The 18,144-nt window shown below is 66.9% G+C and carries 16 protein-coding genes; 14 read left to right on the top strand and 2 right to left on the bottom strand.

Features of this window, described 5'->3' with window-relative positions:
- Positions 1-115: 115 nt before the first annotated feature.
- The 14 genes from LDO27_RS19165 (at position 116) to cheZ (ending at position 13,372) form a co-directional block, all read left to right on the top strand.
- Positions 116-1,900, top strand: coding sequence for a methyl-accepting chemotaxis protein (locus LDO27_RS19165; RefSeq protein ID WP_224043450.1), 1,785 nt, complete (start codon positions 116-118; stop codon positions 1,898-1,900).
- Between the two features lie 67 nt (positions 1,901-1,967).
- Positions 1,968-2,468, top strand: a complete 501-nt coding sequence (locus LDO27_RS19160; RefSeq protein ID WP_224043448.1) for a hypothetical protein — start codon at positions 1,968-1,970, stop codon at positions 2,466-2,468.
- On the top strand, positions 2,465-3,199 hold the full coding sequence (locus LDO27_RS19155) for a DUF4088 family protein (protein WP_222207209.1): 735 nt from the start codon (positions 2,465-2,467) through the stop codon (positions 3,197-3,199). The genes LDO27_RS19160 and LDO27_RS19155 overlap by 4 nt, the downstream gene beginning before the upstream one ends.
- Positions 3,200-3,734: 535 nt before the next feature.
- Entirely contained in the window at positions 3,735-4,052 is a 318-nt protein-coding gene (gene flhD, locus LDO27_RS19150; RefSeq protein ID WP_006162633.1) for a flagellar transcriptional regulator FlhD, read from the top strand.
- Positions 4,049-4,654: a flagellar transcriptional regulator FlhC gene (gene flhC / locus LDO27_RS19145; RefSeq protein WP_222207210.1), complete on the top strand. Its 606-nt coding sequence runs from the start codon at positions 4,049-4,051 to the stop codon at positions 4,652-4,654. The genes flhD and flhC overlap by 4 nt, the downstream gene beginning before the upstream one ends.
- Before the next feature lie 115 nt (positions 4,655-4,769).
- Positions 4,770-5,633, top strand: coding sequence for a flagellar motor stator protein MotA (gene motA, locus LDO27_RS19140; protein ID WP_222207211.1), 864 nt, complete (start codon positions 4,770-4,772; stop codon positions 5,631-5,633).
- A gap of 27 nt (positions 5,634-5,660) precedes the next feature.
- Complete coding sequence (gene motB, locus LDO27_RS19135) at positions 5,661-6,668, top strand: flagellar motor protein MotB (RefSeq protein ID WP_222207213.1); 1,008 nt, start codon at positions 5,661-5,663, stop codon at positions 6,666-6,668.
- Between the two features lie 216 nt (positions 6,669-6,884).
- Positions 6,885-8,915, top strand: coding sequence for a chemotaxis protein CheA (gene cheA, locus LDO27_RS19130; RefSeq protein ID WP_224043446.1), 2,031 nt, complete (start codon positions 6,885-6,887; stop codon positions 8,913-8,915).
- A gap of 45 nt (positions 8,916-8,960) precedes the next feature.
- Positions 8,961-9,455: a chemotaxis protein CheW gene (cheW, locus tag LDO27_RS19125; RefSeq protein ID WP_222207217.1), complete on the top strand. Its 495-nt coding sequence runs from the start codon at positions 8,961-8,963 to the stop codon at positions 9,453-9,455.
- A gap of 145 nt (positions 9,456-9,600) precedes the next feature.
- A complete protein-coding gene (locus LDO27_RS19120; protein ID WP_222207219.1) occupies positions 9,601-10,506 on the top strand; it encodes a CheR family methyltransferase in 906 nt (301 codons plus the stop codon).
- Complete coding sequence (gene cheD, locus LDO27_RS19115) at positions 10,506-11,153, top strand: chemoreceptor glutamine deamidase CheD (RefSeq protein ID WP_222207221.1); 648 nt, start codon at positions 10,506-10,508, stop codon at positions 11,151-11,153. Before LDO27_RS19120 ends, cheD begins: the two co-directional genes overlap by 1 nt.
- A 22-nt stretch (positions 11,154-11,175) precedes the next feature.
- Entirely contained in the window at positions 11,176-12,249 is a 1,074-nt protein-coding gene (locus LDO27_RS19110; RefSeq protein ID WP_222207222.1) for a protein-glutamate methylesterase/protein-glutamine glutaminase, read from the top strand.
- Positions 12,250-12,332: 83 nt separating this feature from the next.
- Positions 12,333-12,728 (top strand): chemotaxis response regulator CheY, encoded by a 396-nt coding sequence (gene cheY, locus LDO27_RS19105; RefSeq protein ID WP_222207223.1) that lies wholly within the window; start codon positions 12,333-12,335, stop codon positions 12,726-12,728.
- 14 nt (positions 12,729-12,742) lie between these two features.
- A complete protein-coding gene (gene cheZ / locus LDO27_RS19100) occupies positions 12,743-13,372 on the top strand; it encodes a protein phosphatase CheZ (protein WP_222207516.1) in 630 nt (209 codons plus the stop codon).
- A gap of 77 nt (positions 13,373-13,449) precedes the next feature.
- Here cheZ and LDO27_RS19095 read toward each other — a convergent pair whose 3' ends face one another.
- Together LDO27_RS19095 and LDO27_RS19090 are read right to left on the bottom strand one after the other, a co-directional pair.
- Entirely contained in the window at positions 13,450-15,531 is a 2,082-nt protein-coding gene (locus LDO27_RS19095) for a hypothetical protein (protein ID WP_224043444.1), read from the bottom strand.
- A 143-nt stretch (positions 15,532-15,674) separates the two neighbouring features.
- Positions 15,675-18,044 (bottom strand): hypothetical protein, encoded by a 2,370-nt coding sequence (locus tag LDO27_RS19090; protein WP_224043442.1) that lies wholly within the window; start codon positions 18,042-18,044, stop codon positions 15,675-15,677.
- Positions 18,045-18,144 lie beyond the last annotated feature (100 nt).

Below are 18,144 nucleotides of genomic sequence, written 5' to 3'. Positions count from 1 at the left end.
GCAGCAGCAACGATAACGAACGACAAGATAAACCCGCCGAGTCGCGTGCGCCGTCATCCCGATGGCGACGGCGCGGCGAGGCTCGATCCGTCATCCAGAAGAAGAGGTAGTTCTCATGCAATGGTTCAATCAACTGCGAGTCACGACCCGGCTGGTCGCCGGCTTCCTGATCGTGTCGCTCATCGGTCTTGTGATGGGCCTGCTCGGCGTCATCAACATGGGGCGCATGACGGAGTGGACCAGCACGATCTACCACGAGGATCTGCAGGCCCTGAAGGCCGTGCAGGACGGCAACGTGAACCTGGTCTACTCCAGCCGGTCGCAGATCGGCCTGTTGTCGGCCTCGACGATGGGTGAGCGCGCCACCGAGAAGGCGCAGATCGAAAAGTCGCTGGGCATGGTGGACGAGCGCATGAAGCACGCGCGCGATGCCTTCAAGACCGAAGAGGGCCAGGCGCTGGTCAAGCAGTTCGATGCGCTGATGCCGGCCTACCGCGACCGCATGAACAAGTACGTGGAACTGGTCTCGAAGCAGCCGCTGGATACCTCGCAGTTCGAGAGCACAGTGTTTACGGAAAGCACCGACCTGCTCAAGGCAAGCCGCGCGCTGGAAGAGGTCATGTTCGCGATGGTCAAGGGCCTGGACGCCCGCGCCAAGGGCAATATGGAAGAGGCGCGCTCGGTCTATGAGGGCTCGCGCCTGTGGATGCTCGGCCTGGTGGTCGGCGGCGTGGCGCTGTCGATCCTGCTCGGGCTGTTCATCGCCCGCGCGCTGTCGCGCCAGCTGGGCGGCGAGCCGGCCTACGCGGCCGGTATCGCGGCGCGCATCGCCGGTGGGGATTTCTCCTCGGACGTGAAGCTGCGCGCCGGCGACCAGGGCAGCCTGCTGTACGCGATGCGCCAGATGCAGCAGCAGCTGTCGCAGATGGTCCACGGCTTCAAGGACTCCGCCGAATCGATCGCCTCGGCTTCGCGCGAAATCGCGGCGGGCAACAACGACCTGTCGCAGCGCACGGAGCAGCAGGCGGCGTCGCTGGAAGAGACCGCCTCGAGCATGGAGGAGCTGACCAGCACGGTGCGCCAGAACGCGGACAACGCGCGCCAGGCCAGCGGGCTGGCGGCCAACGCCTCGGAGACCGCGGTCAAGGGCGGCGAGGTGGTGGGTCGCGTGGTGCAGACCATGGACGAGATCAACGGCGCCTCGAAGAAGATCGTCGACATCATCGGGGTGATCGAGGGCATTGCGTTCCAGACGAACATCCTGGCGCTGAACGCGGCGGTGGAAGCGGCGCGTGCCGGCGAGCAGGGCCGCGGCTTCGCGGTGGTGGCCGGCGAGGTGCGCAGCCTGGCGCAGCGCAGCGCGAACGCGGCCAAGGAAATCAAGGGCCTGATCGGCGATACGGTCGAGCGCGTGGACAACGGCTCGGCGCTGGTGGGCCAGGCGGGCAAGACGATGGACGAGATCGTGCAGGCGGTCAAGCGCGTGACGGACATCATGGGCGAGATCAGCGCGGCCTCGGCCGAGCAGAGCTCGGGCATCGAGCAGGTGAACCAGGCGGTGGCGCAGATGGACGAGGTGACGCAGCAGAACGCGGCGCTGGTCGAGCAGGCTGCCGCCGCGGCCGGCTCGCTGGAGGACCAGGCAGCCCGACTGCAGGCCTCGATCGCGCATTTCCGCCTTGCGCACGCCGAGAGCTTCGGCGGCTTCCAGGGTTCGGCGGGCCGCAGCGAGGCATTTGCCCAGCTCGAGGCCCCAGTGGCCGAGGCGGCTGACGAAGATCACGACGTCGAGCCTGCGCCGGCCCCGGCCGCCCGTCCGGCGCCCGCCCCGCGCGCCGCCGCAAGCCGCCCCGCGGCGGCCACCGCCGGTGCCGACAACGGCGACTGGAGCGCGTTCTGAGCCCTGAGCCGGCCGGCACCGCGGCATCCGGCGATGCCGGCGGTGCCGGTGGCAGAGGCATCCGATCATGACGGGGCGTGACGACAGCACCGGAAGTGGCATTGCCGCGGCGGACCGCGCCACGCTGCTGGTGGGCGAGCGTTTCGATTGCGCGGAGGCCGAGCTGCTTGGCCTCGAAGCCCAGCTTCTAAACGCGCTGCGGCGCCAAGGCGACGCCGTCGCGCCCGTCAGGCCGCTGCTCGAGGCGGCGTTGCAGCGCAACCTGGCACGCGCCAGCCCTGCGCTGATCGCGATGACGCTGAGCGGACTGCGGCAACAGCACGCGGCCGCGGCGGCGAGCGAATTGCGCCGGCTGCGCCACGCGCCGCCGACGGATGGCGCCGGGCCCGCGGCGGCCGACCCGGATGCGCGGGCGGAAGCCGTCGTCCTATGGCGTGAGATTCACTTTCTGCGGGAGGTCCGGGCCGACCTTTCGCGCCGCATCCTCCGGATGGAGGCGGGCCTGGCGCGGATGCCCGCTCCGGCCCTGACGCCCACCGCGCCCCGCCATCGACAAGATCCACCATGACCACCCAGATCACCTTCCACCTGCCCAAGGACGCAGCGGACAAGCTACGCGGCGAGTTCGACCACTTCGTGCGCCTGTCGACCGGTCTGGACAGCCAGTTCGAGCCTCCGGCCTTCGAGGACTTTCTGCGTGCGCGCGTGTTGCACCATGAGGGACCGCTGACCGAACGCGCCGTGTCGCGGATGCTGTCCGGCGGCGAGTACGCCTGGGCCAAGCGGGTGTTCGAGAAGCAACTGCCCAACGCCATGGTGAACCTGATGCGCGACGCCCCGCGCTTCGGCTTCGGGCTGGCGGTGCGCTCCGAATGGCCGCCACAGGAGCGCCTTGCCCACGCCCGGGAATGGGCCGTGGAGATGCTGGAGCAGGCCGGCGTGGACCCCAGCCTCGCCGACAGCCTGGCGGCCCAGATCGCCGCCACCGCGATCGATATCCGCACCATCGAGGAGCAGATGCAGACGCCGGCCTGGCGCCTGGCGGACAGCCTGCGGGCGCGCGCCTACGACCTGATGTACGCGGTGCAGACCGAAACCGGCATCCCGGGCGCGTTGCGCAAGCTCGGCGAGTTGCGCGCCGTCCTGGCGCTGGCGCTCGAATACGGCAGTGTCAGCGCCGAGGAGGCCTCACGCGTTATGGAGCAGGTCGAGCACGCGCGGCCGCAATTGTTCCGCGATCAGCCGGACGACGTGTTCGCACGCATCGCGGCCTGGCTGCGGAAAGTGTTCTCGGCGTGATGAACGAGGCACGTAACGGCCTTGTAACAAGATTCGTAACGAACTTGTAACGACCGTCGTTACAAGTCAGCCGAGAGCCGTTACAAAATCCGTAACAATAACCGGCGACCTTGCTTCGGGGCGCACCCCCGAAATGGGGGTGCGTGTGCCGTTTCGACCCTCCACGCAACGTTGCGGCGGACCTCTTTGCGGCTCGGTGTTTACGCGAAGAATCGCCCGGAAAGCCCCGGTTTACCGTGTCAAAAGTATGTTGTGCGTCGCTTCATGTATGTTTCCTGCGACATTTATATACCCCCTACGAAAGTAGGGATTGGCAGGGCCGGTCAATTCCCGATATAAAACAACCCATCCACTTACATTCCGTAACACTTGTAACGTTTCAGGTCGGTGCGGCGGGACACAAAGTGGATCAAGCGTAGTTCCTGAAGTTTAGGTTTTACCCATTCGCAAGCATTTCAACGATCCGGTCGCCGGCGGTTTTCCGCAGGTAAGCGCTGGACAAGCGAGCGAAAGGGCTATTGGTAGCGGGGATAAATTGGAAAGCAGTGAAGTTCTGCAGGAGATCAGGGAGGTCAATCTCGCCTATCTGCTGCTCGCGCAACGTCTGGTTCGCGAAAATCATCTCGAAGCGATGTTCCGTCTTGGCGTCAGCAAGGAAATTGCCGACATCCTCGCCAAGCTCACGCCTGCCCAGCTGGTCAAGCTGGCAGCCTCCAACATGGTCCTGTGCCGCTTCCGGTTCGACGATCACGCGTTGCTGTCGACGCTGACCCATACCGCGAAGAGCCACGACATGCAGCAGATCCACGCTGCGATCCTGTTGGCCAGGCAACCGGTGGAGTCGCTCAATTGACCGCACTGCTCCAAGCCCAAGCGGCCATGAGCACCACGGCCACCCCCGTCCCGAATCGCAAGAGCGTCCTGCAGGACGCCAGCCAGACGCAGCTCGCCATCGAGCTGATCGGGCTCGGCGCGCGCCTGCAGGTGCTCGAAACCGAGACCACCCTCTCGCGCGACCGGCTGATCCGCCTGTACAAGGAGCTGCGGGGCGTATCGCCGCCCAAGGGCATGCTCCCCTTCTCGACGGACTGGTTCACCACCTGGCTGCCGAATATCCATTCGTCGCTGTTCTTCTCGGCCTATCAGTTCATGGTCCAGCAGGGCGAGACGGCCGGTATTCGCGCGGTGGTCGCCAGCTATCGCCTCTACCTCGAGCACGTCTCCCTGCTCGGCGGTGAAATTGTCTTAAGTTTCACCCGCGCATGGACGTTAGTAAGGTTCTTCGAGAGCAATATGCTGCAGCTTTCCTGCTGCACGTGTTGCGGCGGACAGTTCGTGACGCACGCTTACGAACCGCATGCGAACTTCGTATGCAGTCTGTGCCGTCCGCCGTCGCGCGCTGGCAAGGTAAAGAAGCTCTCGAAAGACGCCGCGCCCGCGCAAGTCGCCGCCTGAATACCGGCGGCACCTGCGCGGCAGGCGAGCCCTGCAAGGGAGGACGGGATGCCGTTCGCCCCGGCAGGCGGGCTCGTGCGTGCCTGACGCGTGTTTTTCAGACGGGGATTCGATCGTGCTAGTAGTTATCGGCTATGTCGTCGTGGTGGCGGCGGTGCTTGGCGGTTATGCCATGACCGGCGGCCACATGGGTGCGCTTTACCAACCGGCAGAGCTGGTGATCATCGGCGGCGCTGCGGTGGGCGCGTTTATCAGCGCGAACAGCGGCAAGGCCATCAAGGCCACCATGCGCGCGCTGCCCAAGCTGTTCCGTGGCAGCAAGTACAACAAGGCGCTGTACATGGAAGTCATGGCCTTGCTCTACGTGCTGCTGTCCAAGGCGCGCCGCGAGGGCATCCTGTTCCTCGAAAAGGAAATCGCCGATCCCGCGGCGAGCAGCGTCTTCAGCCAATATCCCCGCATCCTGGCCGACCCGGCCATGATGGAATTCCTCACCGACTATCTGCGGATGATGGTCAACGGCAATATGAATGCCTTCGAGATCGAGGCCCTGATGGACCACGAGATCGAGACCTTCCGCCACGAAGCCGAGATTCCCGCGCACGCCCTGTCGCGCGTCGGCGACGGCCTGCCCGCGTTCGGCATCGTCGCCGCGGTGATGGGCGTGGTCCACGCGCTCGCCTCGGCCGACCTGCCTCCCGCCGTGCTGGGCGCGCTGATCGCCCACGCGCTGGTCGGCACCTTCCTCGGCATTCTGCTCGCCTATGGCTTCATCTCGCCGCTCGCCTCGCGTGTCGAGCACCAGGTGGCCGAGAACGTGAAGATGTACGAGTGCATCAAGGTGACGCTGCTGGCCTCGCTGAACGGCTACGCCCCGCTGGTCGCGGTGGAGTTCGGCCGCAAGGTGCTGTATTCGAGCGTGCGGCCCTCGTTCCTCGAGCTGGACGATCACGTCCGCGAGGTCAAGAGCCTTACCTGATCCACGGCACAAACAAGGCATCGAGTCATGGCCGGTCAATCCGACAACGCGCGCCCCATCATCGTCCGGCGCGCGGCTGCCCACAGCAAGCCGCACGGCAACCATAGCTGGAAGATCGCCTACGCCGACTTCATGACGGCAATGATGGCCTTCTTCCTGGTGCTGTGGCTGCTGCGCGCGTCCACGCCCCAGGATCTGGTCCAGGTCGCCGAATATTTCCGTACCCCGCTGAAAGTGGCGATCGCCGGCGGCGACAAGAGCAGCCTGTCGTCCAGCGTGATCCCGGGCGGCGGCCTCGATCCGGCCCGCAAGGACGCCGAGGTCTGGCGTGCCCGCGACGACAATCCGGAAGCCGCGCAGAAGCGCCGCGACCAGCAGGAGGGCGAGCGGCTGCGCGCGCTCAAGCACCGGCTGGAGCAGGTCATCGAGAACAACCCGGTGATGCGGCAGTTCCGCCCGCAGCTGCTGCTCGATATCACCAGCGAGGGCCTGCGCATCCAGATCCTCGATACCAAGAACCGGCCGATGTTCCGCACCGGCAGCGCCGCCGTCGAGCCATATATGCGCACCATCCTGCGCGAGATCGGGCCGGTGCTCAACGAGATGCCCAACAAGGTAAGCCTGTCCGGCCATACCGACTCGGCCACCTATTCCAACGGCGAGAAGACCTACAGCAACTGGGAACTGTCGGCGGATCGGGCCAACGCCTCGCGGCAGGAACTGATCGCCGGCGGCATGAACGAGGGCAAGGTACTGCGCGTGCTGGGCCTGGCCGCGACGATGCCGCTGGACAAGAAGGACGCACTGGCGCCGGTCAACCGCCGTATCAGCATCGTGGTGCTGAACCAACGCGCCCAGGCGAAGTTCGAGGCGGAGAACGCCAGCGCGGCCGACGTAGCGGTCGAAGCCAAGGCCGGTAGCGCGGCGCGCGACATGGAAAGCGGACTGGCCGGCGCCACGCCGCCGGCGCCACCGGCGCCGCCCGTGCCCGCCGCGCCGACGCCGCCTTCGGCGCTCGGCCCCGGCAGGCCGTAGCGGAAAGCATGTTCCGGCACCGCCCGCGCAAGCCGCGGGCATGGTGCCATCTGAAGGACCGCAGCGCCTCGCCGCGCTCCCGCGCCGCCAACGGGCGGTGCCGGAGCGTCAGTCCTGAGCATTTTTTCAGGCAGGGCTAAATAAGGACGACGGCGGGGACGATAAACAGAGGCTGGCAACGGCTTTCGCAAAGCAATCTAGTGAGTCAGGACGGTCATGTCTGTCGATATCGATATCACGCAGTTTTACCAGACCTTCTTCGAGGAGGCGGAGGAACTGCTTGTTGAAATGGAGCAGCTTCTGCTCGGGCTGGACCTCGAATCCCCGGATTCGGAAGAACTCAACGCGATTTTTCGCGCTGCGCACTCCATCAAGGGCGGCGCGGCCACCTTCGGCTTCGCTGCGCTGACCGAGACCACTCACCTGCTCGAAAACCTGCTCGACCGGACACGGCGGCGGGAAATGGCGTTGTCGCGGTTCATCATCGACACCTTTCTGGAAACCAAGGACGTGTTGCAAGACCAGCTCAACGCCTATCGCAACGGCACCGAACCCGATCCCGAGACGATGGCACGCATCTGTGCCGTCCTGCAGCAGCTGGCCCAGGAAGCCAGTGGCGAGGCCCCCCCGGCTCCGGCCCCGGCCCCCGTCGCGGCACCCGCGGCAGCGGCTCCCGCCGCCGCGCCCGCAGCCGGCGGCGGCCTGAAGGTGCGCCTGCTCAACGTCTCGCCGGCCGACCAGACGTTGCTGCGCGAGGAACTGGCCAACCTTGGCGAGATCACAGGCCAGGCCGAGAGCCCTGGCGAACTCGCGATCTGGCTGTCCACGCAATGCAGCGCCGATGACATCATCGCCGTCTGCTGCTTCGTGATCGACGGCGAGCAGATCGTGGTGGAGGCCGGCGGCGCCGCTCCGGCCGCCGCCCCGGCCGCGGCTCCCGCGCCGGCTGCCGCCGCACCGGCGCCCGCGCCCGCCGCGGCGCCTGCCGCGGCCGCAGCGCCGAAAGAGCCCGCCAAGGAAAAGGAAAAGGCCAAGCCGGCCGCCGCGGCCGCGGGCCACGACAACGGCTCGATCCGCGTGCCGACCGAGAAGGTCGACCAGATCATCAACCTGGTCGGCGAACTGGTGATTACCCAGTCGATGCTGGCGCAGACCGCCTCGTCGCTGGACCCGGTGCTGTTCGACCGCCTGTTCTCCGGCATGGGCCAGCTGGAGCGCAACGCCCGCGACCTGCAGGAATCCGTGATGTCGATCCGCATGATGCCGATGGACTACGTGTTCTCGCGCTTCCCGCGCCTGGTCCGCGACCTGGCCGGCAAGCTCGGCAAGCAGATCGACCTGGTGACCTTCGGCAAGGCCACCGAACTGGACAAGAGCCTGATCGAGCGGATCATCGACCCGCTGACCCACCTGGTGCGCAACAGCCTGGACCACGGCATCGAGACGCCGGACCTGCGCGTGGCCGCCGGCAAGGAGCCGACGGGCCAGCTGATCCTGTCCGCCCAGCATCACGGCGGCAATATCGTGATCGAGGTGAGCGACGACGGCGGCGGCCTGCGCCGCGACAAGATCCTGGCCAAGGCCATGCAGAACGGCCTGCCGGTATCGGAAAGCATGAGCGACGAGGAAGTCTGGCAACTGATCTTCGCGCCGGGCTTCTCCACCGCCGAGGCGGTGACCGACCTGTCCGGCCGCGGTGTCGGCATGGACGTGGTCAAGCGGAACATCCAGGAGATGGGTGGCCACGTCGAGATCAGCTCGCGTCCGGGGCTGGGCACCACCACCCGCATCGTGCTGCCGCTGACGCTCGCCATCCTGGATGGCATGTCGGTGCGCGTGGGCGCCGAGACCTTTATCCTGCCGCTGAACTGCGTGATGGAGTCGCTGCAGCCCAAGTCCGAGGACGTGCATACCGCCGCCAATACCGAGCGCGTGATGCATGTGCGTGGCGAGTACCTGCCGCTGCTGGAGCTGCACCGCGTGTTCAACGTGGAGGACGCCGTGCAGGAGCCGACTCAGGGCATCGCCATCATCCTGCAGTCCGAAGGCAAGCGCTTCGCGCTGCTGGTGGACCAGCTGATCGGCCAGCACCAGGTGGTGCTCAAGAACCTCGAAACCAACTACCGCAAGGTGCCATGCATCTCCGCCGCCACCATCCTGGGCGACGGCAGCGTGGCACTGATCGTCGACGTGGGCGCCCTGCAGCGCAGCGGCGTGCGCCGGATCGATCCGGTCATCGCCCAGTAAGCCCGCGCACGACAATCGTTCAACACATCGGAGAGAGCAGACATCATGGCCGGCATCGGACATATCGATACGACGGAAAGCGACGCCTCGGGTCACGAGTTCCTGGTCTTCACGCTGGGCTCGGAAGAGTACGGCATCGACATCCTGAAGGTGCAGGAGATCCGCAGCTATGACGCGGTGACCCGCATCGCCAACGCGCCGGACTTCATCAAGGGCGTGACGAACCTGCGCGGCGTGATCGTGCCGATCGTCGACCTGCGCCTGAAGTTCCGCCTGGGCAATGTCCGCTATGACCACCAGACCGTCGTCATCATCCTGAACATCGCCGGCCGCGTGGTCGGCATCGTGGTCGATGGCGTGTCGGACGTGCTGACGCTGACCAGCGAAGCGATCAAGCCGGCGCCGGAGTTCGGCGTGTCGGTGTCGACCGAGCACCTGACTGGCCTGGGCACCGTCGATGGCCGCATGCTGATCCTGATCGATATCGAACGACTGATGACCAGCCCCGAGATGGAGCTGATCGAGGCCGAGGCCGCCTGACGGCGGCGAACCCGGCGGCGCGCCGGGTTCCCCCGCCAGCCCAGGCCCCGGCGGCCAGCGCTGCGAGCGGCACGAGCAACACGAAGCAGTACGAGCAATACCGCACCACGAGCAACACGCGCAACACGAGCACCACCAACGGACCATGACGTCGCTTCGTTCCCCCGCCGCAAGCGCCTCCGCCTTCGCCAAGCAGACCTCCGCGACCGCGTTGCGCGACGACGCGCGCGACTTCCTGCTGACCGAGCGCGACTTCGAGAAGATCCGCACGCTGATCCATCGGCGCGCGGGCATCTCGCTGGGCGGCCACAAGCGCGAGATGGTCTACAGCCGGCTGGCCCGGCGCCTGCGCACGCTGCAGCTGAACGACTTCGCCAGCTACCTGGCGATGCTCGACGCCGACGAGTACTCCGACGAGTGGGAGTACTTCACGAATGCGCTCACCACCAACCTGACCTCGTTCTTCCGCGAGCAGCACCACTTCCCGCTGCTAGCGGAGCATGCGAAGAAGACCGGCCGCCCGTACTCGGTGTGGTGCGCGGCGGCCTCGACGGGCGAGGAACCGTATTCGATCGCCATCACGCTGGCCGAGGCGCTGGGCGATCGCGCCGCCACCGTGCTGGCCACCGATATCGATACCCAGGTGCTCGCCAAGGCCGCGGCCGGAGTGTACTCGAGCGAGCAGGTCGCCAAGCTGTCCCAGGAACGCCTCAAGCGCTTCTTCCTGAAGGGCTCCGGCGCGCGCGCCGGCATGGTCAAGGTCAAGCCTGAGCTGGCCTCGACGGTCACGTTTGCGCCGCTGAACCTGCTGTCGCCGGACTGGGGCATCCGCGAGCGCTTCGATGCGATCTTCTGCCGCAACGTGATGATCTATTTCGACAAGCCGACCCAGGGCCGCATCCTCGAGCGCTTCGTCCCGCTGCTCAAGCCGCACGGCCTGCTGTTCGCCGGCCATTCCGAGAACTTCTCCTATGTCACGCGCTCGTTCCAGCTGCGCGGGCAGACCGTCTACGAGCTGGCCTCCGGTTCCGGTTACGGGGGAGCGGCCTGATGCACACGCCGCAGTTGCCGGAGGCCATCGCCACCCGCACGTACTTCGACCGCGAGTTCGGCAAGCAGGCCATCAAGCTGCTGCCGAACGAGTACTACGTGACCAAGCAGGACGTGGTGCTGACCACGGTGCTGGGATCGTGCGTGGCGGCGTGCATCCGTGACGAGACCATCGGCGTCGGCGGCATGAACCACTTCATGCTGCCGGACGACGAAAGCGCGGGCAGCGACCGCGTGCTGTCGGCTTCCATGCGCTATGGCTGCTACGCGCTCGAAGTGCTGATCAACGATCTGCTCAAGGCGGGCGCGCGCCGCGAGCGGCTCGAAGCCAAGGTGTTCGGCGGCGGCGCGGTGCTGGCCAACATGACCACGCTGAACATCGGCGACCGCAACGCGGAATTCGTATTGCGCTATCTGAAGACCGAAGAGATCCGGGTGGCCGCGCAGGACCTGCGCGGCCCGCATGCGCGCCGCGTCAGCTATTTCCCGCAGACGGGCCTGGCGCTGGTGCGCCGGCTCACGCGCCAGGACGACCAGGTGGTCGTCGAGCGCAACGAACGGGCCCTGGCGCGGGTAATTTCCGCGACGTCCCCGTCCGGCGGTGTCGAATTGTTTGGCCGTCGGGCGCCCACGCCCGCCGGCTCCTGAACCACGAAGGAATGTTCCGATCATGACTGCCGCCAGGATCAAGGTGCTGTGCGTGGATGACTCCGCGCTGATACGCAGCCTGATGACGGAAATCATCAACAGCCAGTCCGACATGGAAGTGGTCGGCACCGCGCCGGACCCGCTGGTCGCCCGCGAGATGATCAAGCGGCTGAACCCGGACGTGCTGACGCTGGACGTGGAAATGCCCCGCATGGACGGGCTGGACTTCCTCGAGCGGCTGATGCGCCTGCGGCCAATGCCGGTGCTGATGGTCTCGTCGCTGACCGAGCGCGGCTCGGAAATCACGATGCGCGCGCTGGAACTGGGGGCGGTGGATTTCGTCACCAAGCCCAAGCTCGGCATCCGCGACGGGCTGATGGACTACACCGACACGATCGCCGACAAGATCCGTGCCGCGTCGCGCGCCCGCATCAAGGCGGCCGCGCCGGCGCCCGAGGGCGAGGCCCCCGCGGCGCCGATGCTGCGCAGCCCGCTGCTGTCCACGGAAAAGCTCATCATCGTTGGCGCCTCCACCGGCGGCACCGAGGCGATCAAGGAATTCCTGATGCCCATGCCGCCGGACTGCCCCGCGGTCATGATCGTGCAGCACATGCCGGCCGGCTTCACGCGCTCGTTCGCGCATCGGCTCGATGGCCTGTGCCGCATCACCGTCAAGGAGGCCGAGCACGGCGAGCGGGTGCTGCCGGGCTATGCCTATATCGCGCCGGGCGACTCGCATATGCGGCTGGCGCGCAGCGGAGCCAACTACGTCGCCCACCTGTCGCAGGAAGCGCCGGTCAACCGGCACCGTCCGGCGGTGGACGTGCTGTTCGACTCCGCCGCGGTGCATGCCGGCAAGAACGCCATCGGCGTGATCCTGACCGGCATGGGCCGCGACGGGGCGCAGGGCATGCTGCGCATGCGCGACGCCGGGTCGTACAACCTGGCGCAGGACGAGCACAGCTGCATCGTATTCGGCATGCCCAAGGAAGCCATCGCGGCCGGCGGCGTGCATGAGGTGGTACCCCTGCAGTCTATGAGCCAGCGCGTGATGGCGCGCCTGGCGACCTTCGGCGCGCGCGCGCAACGGGTTTAAGGAAATGAGCCCGGCTGCCGAGAATGGGTAGTGTGGCAGCCGAACGCATCGCAATCATCCACAACTGATTTGGAGCCGTGAACGTGGACAAGAACATGAAGATCCTGGTGGTCGATGACTTCCCGACCATGCGTCGGATCATCCGCAACCTGCTCAAGGAATTGGGTTTTTCGAACGTCGAGGAAGCCGAAGACGGCGCCGCTGGCCTGGAAAAGGCGACGGACGGCAGCTTCCAGTTCGTCGTTTCCGACTGGAACATGCCGAACATGGATGGCCTGACCATGCTGCAGGGCATCCGCGCGAACGCCGCCACGGCCAAGCTGCCGGTGCTGATGGTGACTGCCGAAGCCAAGAAGGAAAACATCATCGCCGCGGCCCAGGCCGGCGCCAACGGCTATGTGGTCAAGCCCTTCACCGCGGCCACGCTGGACGAGAAGATCACGAAGATCTTCGAGAAGATCGCCAAGGAAGGGGCATAGGTGCCGACATGTCGATGACTCCGAACATCAGCAACGACTCGGCCGAACAGATTATCCAGCGCATTGGTAATCTGACGCGGATGCTGCGCGACAACATGCGCGAACTGGGTCTCGACAAAGAGATCGAACGGGCCGCGCAGGCCATTCCGGACGCCCGCGATCGCCTTGGCTATATCGCCGCCATGACCGAGAAGGCGGCCGAGCGTACGTTGACCGCGGTGGAACTGGCACAGCCGATCCAGTCCAACCTGGAAAAGCATGCCGAGGCGCTGGACAAGCGCTGGGACGAGTGGTTCGCCAAGCCGGTGGAACTGGGCGATGCGCGCGAACTGGTGCTGGACACCCGTGCCTTCCTGACCGACGTGCCCTCGCAGGCGCGCGCGACTGGCAGCCATCTGCTGGAAATCATGATGGCGCAGGACTTCCAGGATCTGACCGGACAGGTCATCAAGAAGATGATGGACATGATCCACACCCTGGAGCAGGAGCTGCTGCAGGTGCTGCTGGACAACGTCCCGGCGGAACGCCGTACCGAAGCGCCCGGCACGCTGATGAACGGCCCGCAGGTCAATCCGGAAGGCAAGCCCGACGTGGTCTCGGACCAGTCGCAGGTGGACGATCTGCTCGCCAGCCTGGGCTTCTGAGCCAGCCGCAATCGGCGAACAAGGCCCGCGGCGCGCTTCTGGCGCGCCGCGGGCCTTGTCGTTCCAGCGCCCTGCCGCTATCGGGGCGGTTCCTTGCGTTTGCGCGATGGCGCCGGCAACGTGTCGGCGGCCGGTAGCCCCGCGGTGAGCGCCACGACGGCCTGCATCCAGCGGGTGTCGCCGGGCAGCAGACGCTCCACCAGCGCGGCCACGCTGCTCAGCGCCGATATCCGCGCGTCCGCGGGCAGCGCGGCCACCGCCCTCAGGAGGGGCGGGAAGATGCGGCGCAAGTCCGCTTCCGTCGCACAATCGCGTTGCGCCGACATGGCCAGCTTGGTCACGACCTCGATGCCGTGGTGGTGCAGCGGCGCCAGCTTGATGGTTTCTTCGAGCAGCCAGACCACGCGCGTTGCGCGTCCCTCGTTGTATGACGGTGGACTGGATTCCATTTGCGACAGCGACAACAGTTGGCCTGCCCTGTCCTTGAGCGGCAGCATGGCGAGAATGTCCGAGAGCCGTGCCAGGCTTTGTCCCAGATTGCAGGGAACCTGCGCAACGGCTGGAGCCGCCGGGTCCGGCGAAGGCGGAACCGCCCCGGTGAAAACGTCCGCGTCGCCGTCGTATCTGAACAGCAGATAGGCCAGCGATGCCGCCGGACCGTGACGCGCAACCGGTGGCAGATCGGCCATCTCGAGAACCTGCGCTTGCCACAGGGCCGGAGTGATCCCGTAACTCACGATCATGTCCTTGCAGATGGCGGCCCGGACATCTGCGGGCAGCCGTCGCGCGACGTGCCACAGGCGGGCGCGCCGGCCCGGCGAATCCGTGGCGAATGGCTGCTGCGCCAGTTCATTGACGGCATGCGTGACGGGAAGCAGGTCGTCGACGCCTGCAAGGCGCTGGCAAAGCGCATCCCAGCAGCGCTCCCTGGCCGCTTCGGGAAGCTTGCGGATGGCCGTCGCCAGCCGGAGGTAGAGCGGGGCGGCCGCACCGGGAGCGCACGGTTCGCTCGCATGGAAAGCGCTGTCCCAAAGCGCCAGGGACAAGTCCTCGTCCTGTGCCTGCGACGCAATGATGCCGCTCAGCAGCTTTGCACAGCACGCTTCCGGCAGCGTCCGGGCGGTGGCCCACAATGCGTGGACCACCGGCATCGCGCCTTCGCCGCCCTCATGCTTTCGCCACGCTGCGCTGCTCGATGCCAGGCCGCAGAGGATACTGGTCGCGTCACCGGGGGCGAAACGCCCGAGCACATCGTCGATGAACCGGCGCCACCGTGGGACTGCCTGCGGCGACGCGCCTTCTTTGGGCGGACCGTCGCGATCGAGCGTCCGCGTCAGTGCGGACAGGATCTGCACTTGCACCGGCAGCGGGAAGCGGCACGCTAGATCGAAGATGTCGTCCCAGTATTGGACCAGCGGCTTCTCGCTCAACCATCTTTCGTATCCCGGCAGCCTGCTGGCCTCCTGGGCGAGCGCAGCGGCGTAGTCCTCCGCCACGGCGCCAACCGTATCCAACCCTTGCCGTACGGCCGCGATGATCGTCTGCACGGCGTGTTCGCATTGGTCCCAGGATGGGAAGTCCGCGGTCACTGTCAGAAGGGCTTGTCCCCGTGCCGGCGGCGGCGTTGCGTCGAGGATGCGGTTCCAGGCCGAGATAGCCGGCGAGGCCACGCTGCATGACGCGGACCACGCGGCCAGCAAGGGCAAGTGCGCGTCGGGGGCCAGGGAAAGGACTCGGTCGAGCAGTGCGTCAGGATCGTCGGCGGCGCCGGACTGGCGCAGCCGGCGCCATTCTCCGTCCGGGCGGTGACGCTGCGTGCGGGCGCGTGACGGCGCCAGCAGGGATCGATGCGGCTGCAGCAGGTCGCACGCCGCGTTGCGAAGATGCTCCGGCAATGCGGAGACGCGCTCCGCGAGCCGTTTCAGCAACCGGCGTTGACACGGCCCGGGCGCGCCCATGATCGCCGCCAGCGCGCACTGGAATCGGGACAGGCCGGTCACCCACCTGATGCTGCCGCCCAGGCGAACGGGGTCGACGATGTCGACCTTCAGCGCCGCCAGGATGCCGCGCGCGGTCTCGCTGAAGAGCAGCGCCTCGCTGCGCTTGAGACAACGCGCGATCTGCAGCAGGATTTCCGACGGCAAGTCGGTCAGACGCAAGACAGGGATTGGATGGCGCGTGGCCGGCGCGGACTCGCCAGCAGGAGGTACGTTGAGCGAAGATCCGGTTGGCTGCCCCGAGGGCGAGAGGGTGGGCAAGGACGAAAGGCGATCGAACGGCATGGTGGCAGTGTCCCTGTTGATTAGTCCGCTGCCCCTTCGGGCGGCTCCTTCCTCTTGCGGGTCCGAAGCGGCATCAGATCGGAAGCCGGTAGCCCGACCCACAACGGATTGATGGCTTGCAGCGCTCTCTGGTCTTTCACCAGGCGCTGCATCATCGCGGTGAGATGGAACAGCGCGGACACGCGGGCGTCGGCGGGAAGCGCGGCCACGGCGCCATGAAACGCGGAAAAGACGGCGAGCGCCTCCGCCTCGCTGGGACATTGGCGCGCCGCCGAGTGCGCGACATTGGTCACGACGTCCAGCCCATGGTGGTGAAGCGGAGCGAGCTTCATTACCTCGCGAAGCAGCCAGTTCACCCTGGCCGCGCTCCACGGCAGTGGATTGACGCACAGGCCAGCGCCCGTCCGCGAAAGCGACACCAGCACGGCGCCTCTGTCCGCAAGCGGCAGCAGAACCAGGATATCGGAGAGCCTGTCCAGGGCCTGCGCGGCATTGCGCGGATATTCGGCGGCGGCTAGGCCGCCGGGGTCCGGCAGGAACGGCTCGGTCAAAGCCGGCCGAAAGCCGTGGGGGCCCGTTTGGTAGCCGAACAGCGCGACGGAAAGCCATGCCGCGGTACGGTGGCGGACATGCAGCGGCAGGCTCTCCAGATCCATGACCTGGGCCCGCCACAGCGCCGGCGTGATATCGCTGGTCATCGTCATGGCCGCGCAGAGCCGGCCGCGGTCTTCGGCCGGCAGACGCCCTGCGGTCCGCAGCAGCAGCGTCCGCCGTTCGAGCGAGCGGGAACCGATGGCATGCCTCGCCAGTTCCAGCATCGCGGGAGTCAGCGGCGCAATGTCAGCATGGGTTTCCAGGCAGTGGCAGAGGGCATCCCAGCATGCCGCCTGATGGGACGCCGGAAGGGTTCGGATGCTGCGTGCCAGGGATGTGTAGAGGGGCGCGGCAACGCTGGCGGCGAGCGGTTCGCCGGCACGCAAGCCCTCTTCCCACAGCGCCAGCGCCGCCAGTTCGTCCGCCGGCGCGCAGTCCAGGACGATCGCAAGGAGCTTTGCGCACCAGGTATCGGGCAGTGCCATGGCCGCCTTGCACAGCGCGCGACTCAAGGGCGCGGCGTGCGGATGGCGTTCCCCGTCCTCCGCGTTCGAACTGGCTTGCGCCAGATCGCCGAGAATCCGGGTCGCGTCCGCCGGAGCGAAGTGCGCACTGACATAGCCGATGAAGCCGCTCCAGCGCGGCCTCGGCTTTGCGGCATCGTCGGCTGGCGAAGGAGCATCGTCCGCATGTACCAGCGTTGCCAGTTGCGACATCACCTCCGGCTGTGCCGGCAATGGAAGCCGCCGCGCGAGCCCGAACACCTCGTCCCAGTATTGTCCGAGTCTGGCCGGTACCTCGTTCGAAACTTGCCAGCCCAGCCCGCCGGCAAGCCGGGCAAGCGTACGCGCAAGGTCCGCGGGCAGGAAGCCGTCCCCCTCCACCGACGCCTGTACGGCGGTAATGATGATCTGCAGGGCCTTGCCGTACTCGGCGTCGGGGATCGTCTGGGCCATCGTTGCGAGTACCGCTGCGCGCGCCGGCGCAGGCAGGGCATCGAGGATCCGCGGCCACAGGGACACGGGCGGTGGGGGCGGGACGTCGGACCCGACCCATGCTTCCACCAGCGCCGCCCGCGCATCGGCGGGCGAGGCGAGGATGCGGTGCAGCAGATCCTGCGGGTCGCCGGCGATGCCGGCGTCGACCAGCCGATGCCACTCCGGACGCGATCCGTGGCCGGCGTCCTGACCGGTTGGCGTCGCGCAGGCACGCACGTACGGCTGCAGCGCCTGGTGTGCCGGCCCCCGCAGCGGCTCGGGCAACACGGGCAGGCGCTCCCCCAGGGCGCGCACCAGCGGATCCCTGCACTTCGTAGGGACCAGCAGGAGGTCGGCCAACGCCGCCTCGAAGGCCGACAAGCCGCTGACCCACCTGATCCGACCGCCAAGGCGCTGTACCTCCACGATGTCGGTGCGCAGCATGGCGAAGGTACTTTGCGACGCAGCGGCCAAGGCCAACGCTTTCCCGGGACTCAGGTAATGCGCCACACGAAGGACGATCTCTTGCGGCAGCTCGTCCAGACGCAGGATATGGCCTTGCGGGCCCGCGCTCGATGAGGCATCCAGGGGAGGCGCTGCCTCGGGCCGGAGCGGCGGCGGTGCGGGATCGGAGGATCCCGGCAATGGCAGAAATGTACCGAATGGCATGGTGATTGACTGGTGCGCCGCGACGATCGCGTGACAGCGATGGCGCTGCTGGCGTGATGGCGTGATGGCGGGATCGGAGGGTCGGACGGGCAGCGCCACGCGAAGCGCGGTGGTGAAGCACGGACGACGAGGAAACCGCTGCGGATCCATGCCAGTCTGCCCGGCGATGGAGGCGGCGACTTCCGGGAACGGCCGTCAAACCGTCGAATCCGCGCCTCAGGCTTGCGCGAGCCTTCACAAGGGCGAAAGA

It is taken from the genome of Cupriavidus respiraculi (assembly GCF_914271545.1).
GTDB classification, from domain to species: domain Bacteria; phylum Pseudomonadota; class Gammaproteobacteria; order Burkholderiales; family Burkholderiaceae; genus Cupriavidus; species Cupriavidus respiraculi.
The sequence above is the reverse complement of the archived record's forward strand: the minus strand, read 5'-3'. Positions and strand labels throughout refer to the sequence as shown.

Excerpts from the sequence above, each read along its gene's own strand:
- LDO27_RS19165 (WP_224043450.1), top strand. The coding sequence starts at position 116 with ATGCAATGGTTCAATCAACTGCGAGTCACGACCCGGCTGGTCGCCGGC.
- LDO27_RS19160 (WP_224043448.1), top strand. The coding sequence starts at position 1,968 with ATGACGGGGCGTGACGACAGCACCGGAAGTGGCATTGCCGCGGCGGAC.
- LDO27_RS19155 (WP_222207209.1), top strand. The coding sequence starts at position 2,465 with ATGACCACCCAGATCACCTTCCACCTGCCCAAGGACGCAGCGGACAAG.
- motB (WP_222207213.1), top strand. The coding sequence starts at position 5,661 with ATGGCCGGTCAATCCGACAACGCGCGCCCCATCATCGTCCGGCGCGCG.
- cheA (WP_224043446.1), top strand. The coding sequence starts at position 6,885 with ATGTCTGTCGATATCGATATCACGCAGTTTTACCAGACCTTCTTCGAG.
- cheW (WP_222207217.1), top strand. The coding sequence starts at position 8,961 with ATGGCCGGCATCGGACATATCGATACGACGGAAAGCGACGCCTCGGGT.
- LDO27_RS19120 (WP_222207219.1), top strand. The coding sequence starts at position 9,601 with ATGACGTCGCTTCGTTCCCCCGCCGCAAGCGCCTCCGCCTTCGCCAAG.
- cheD (WP_222207221.1), top strand. The coding sequence starts at position 10,506 with ATGCACACGCCGCAGTTGCCGGAGGCCATCGCCACCCGCACGTACTTC.
- LDO27_RS19110 (WP_222207222.1), top strand. The coding sequence starts at position 11,176 with ATGACTGCCGCCAGGATCAAGGTGCTGTGCGTGGATGACTCCGCGCTG.
- cheZ (WP_222207516.1), top strand. The coding sequence starts at position 12,743 with ATGACTCCGAACATCAGCAACGACTCGGCCGAACAGATTATCCAGCGC.
- LDO27_RS19090 (WP_224043442.1), bottom strand. The coding sequence starts at position 18,044 with ATGGATCCGCAGCGGTTTCCTCGTCGTCCGTGCTTCACCACCGCGCTT.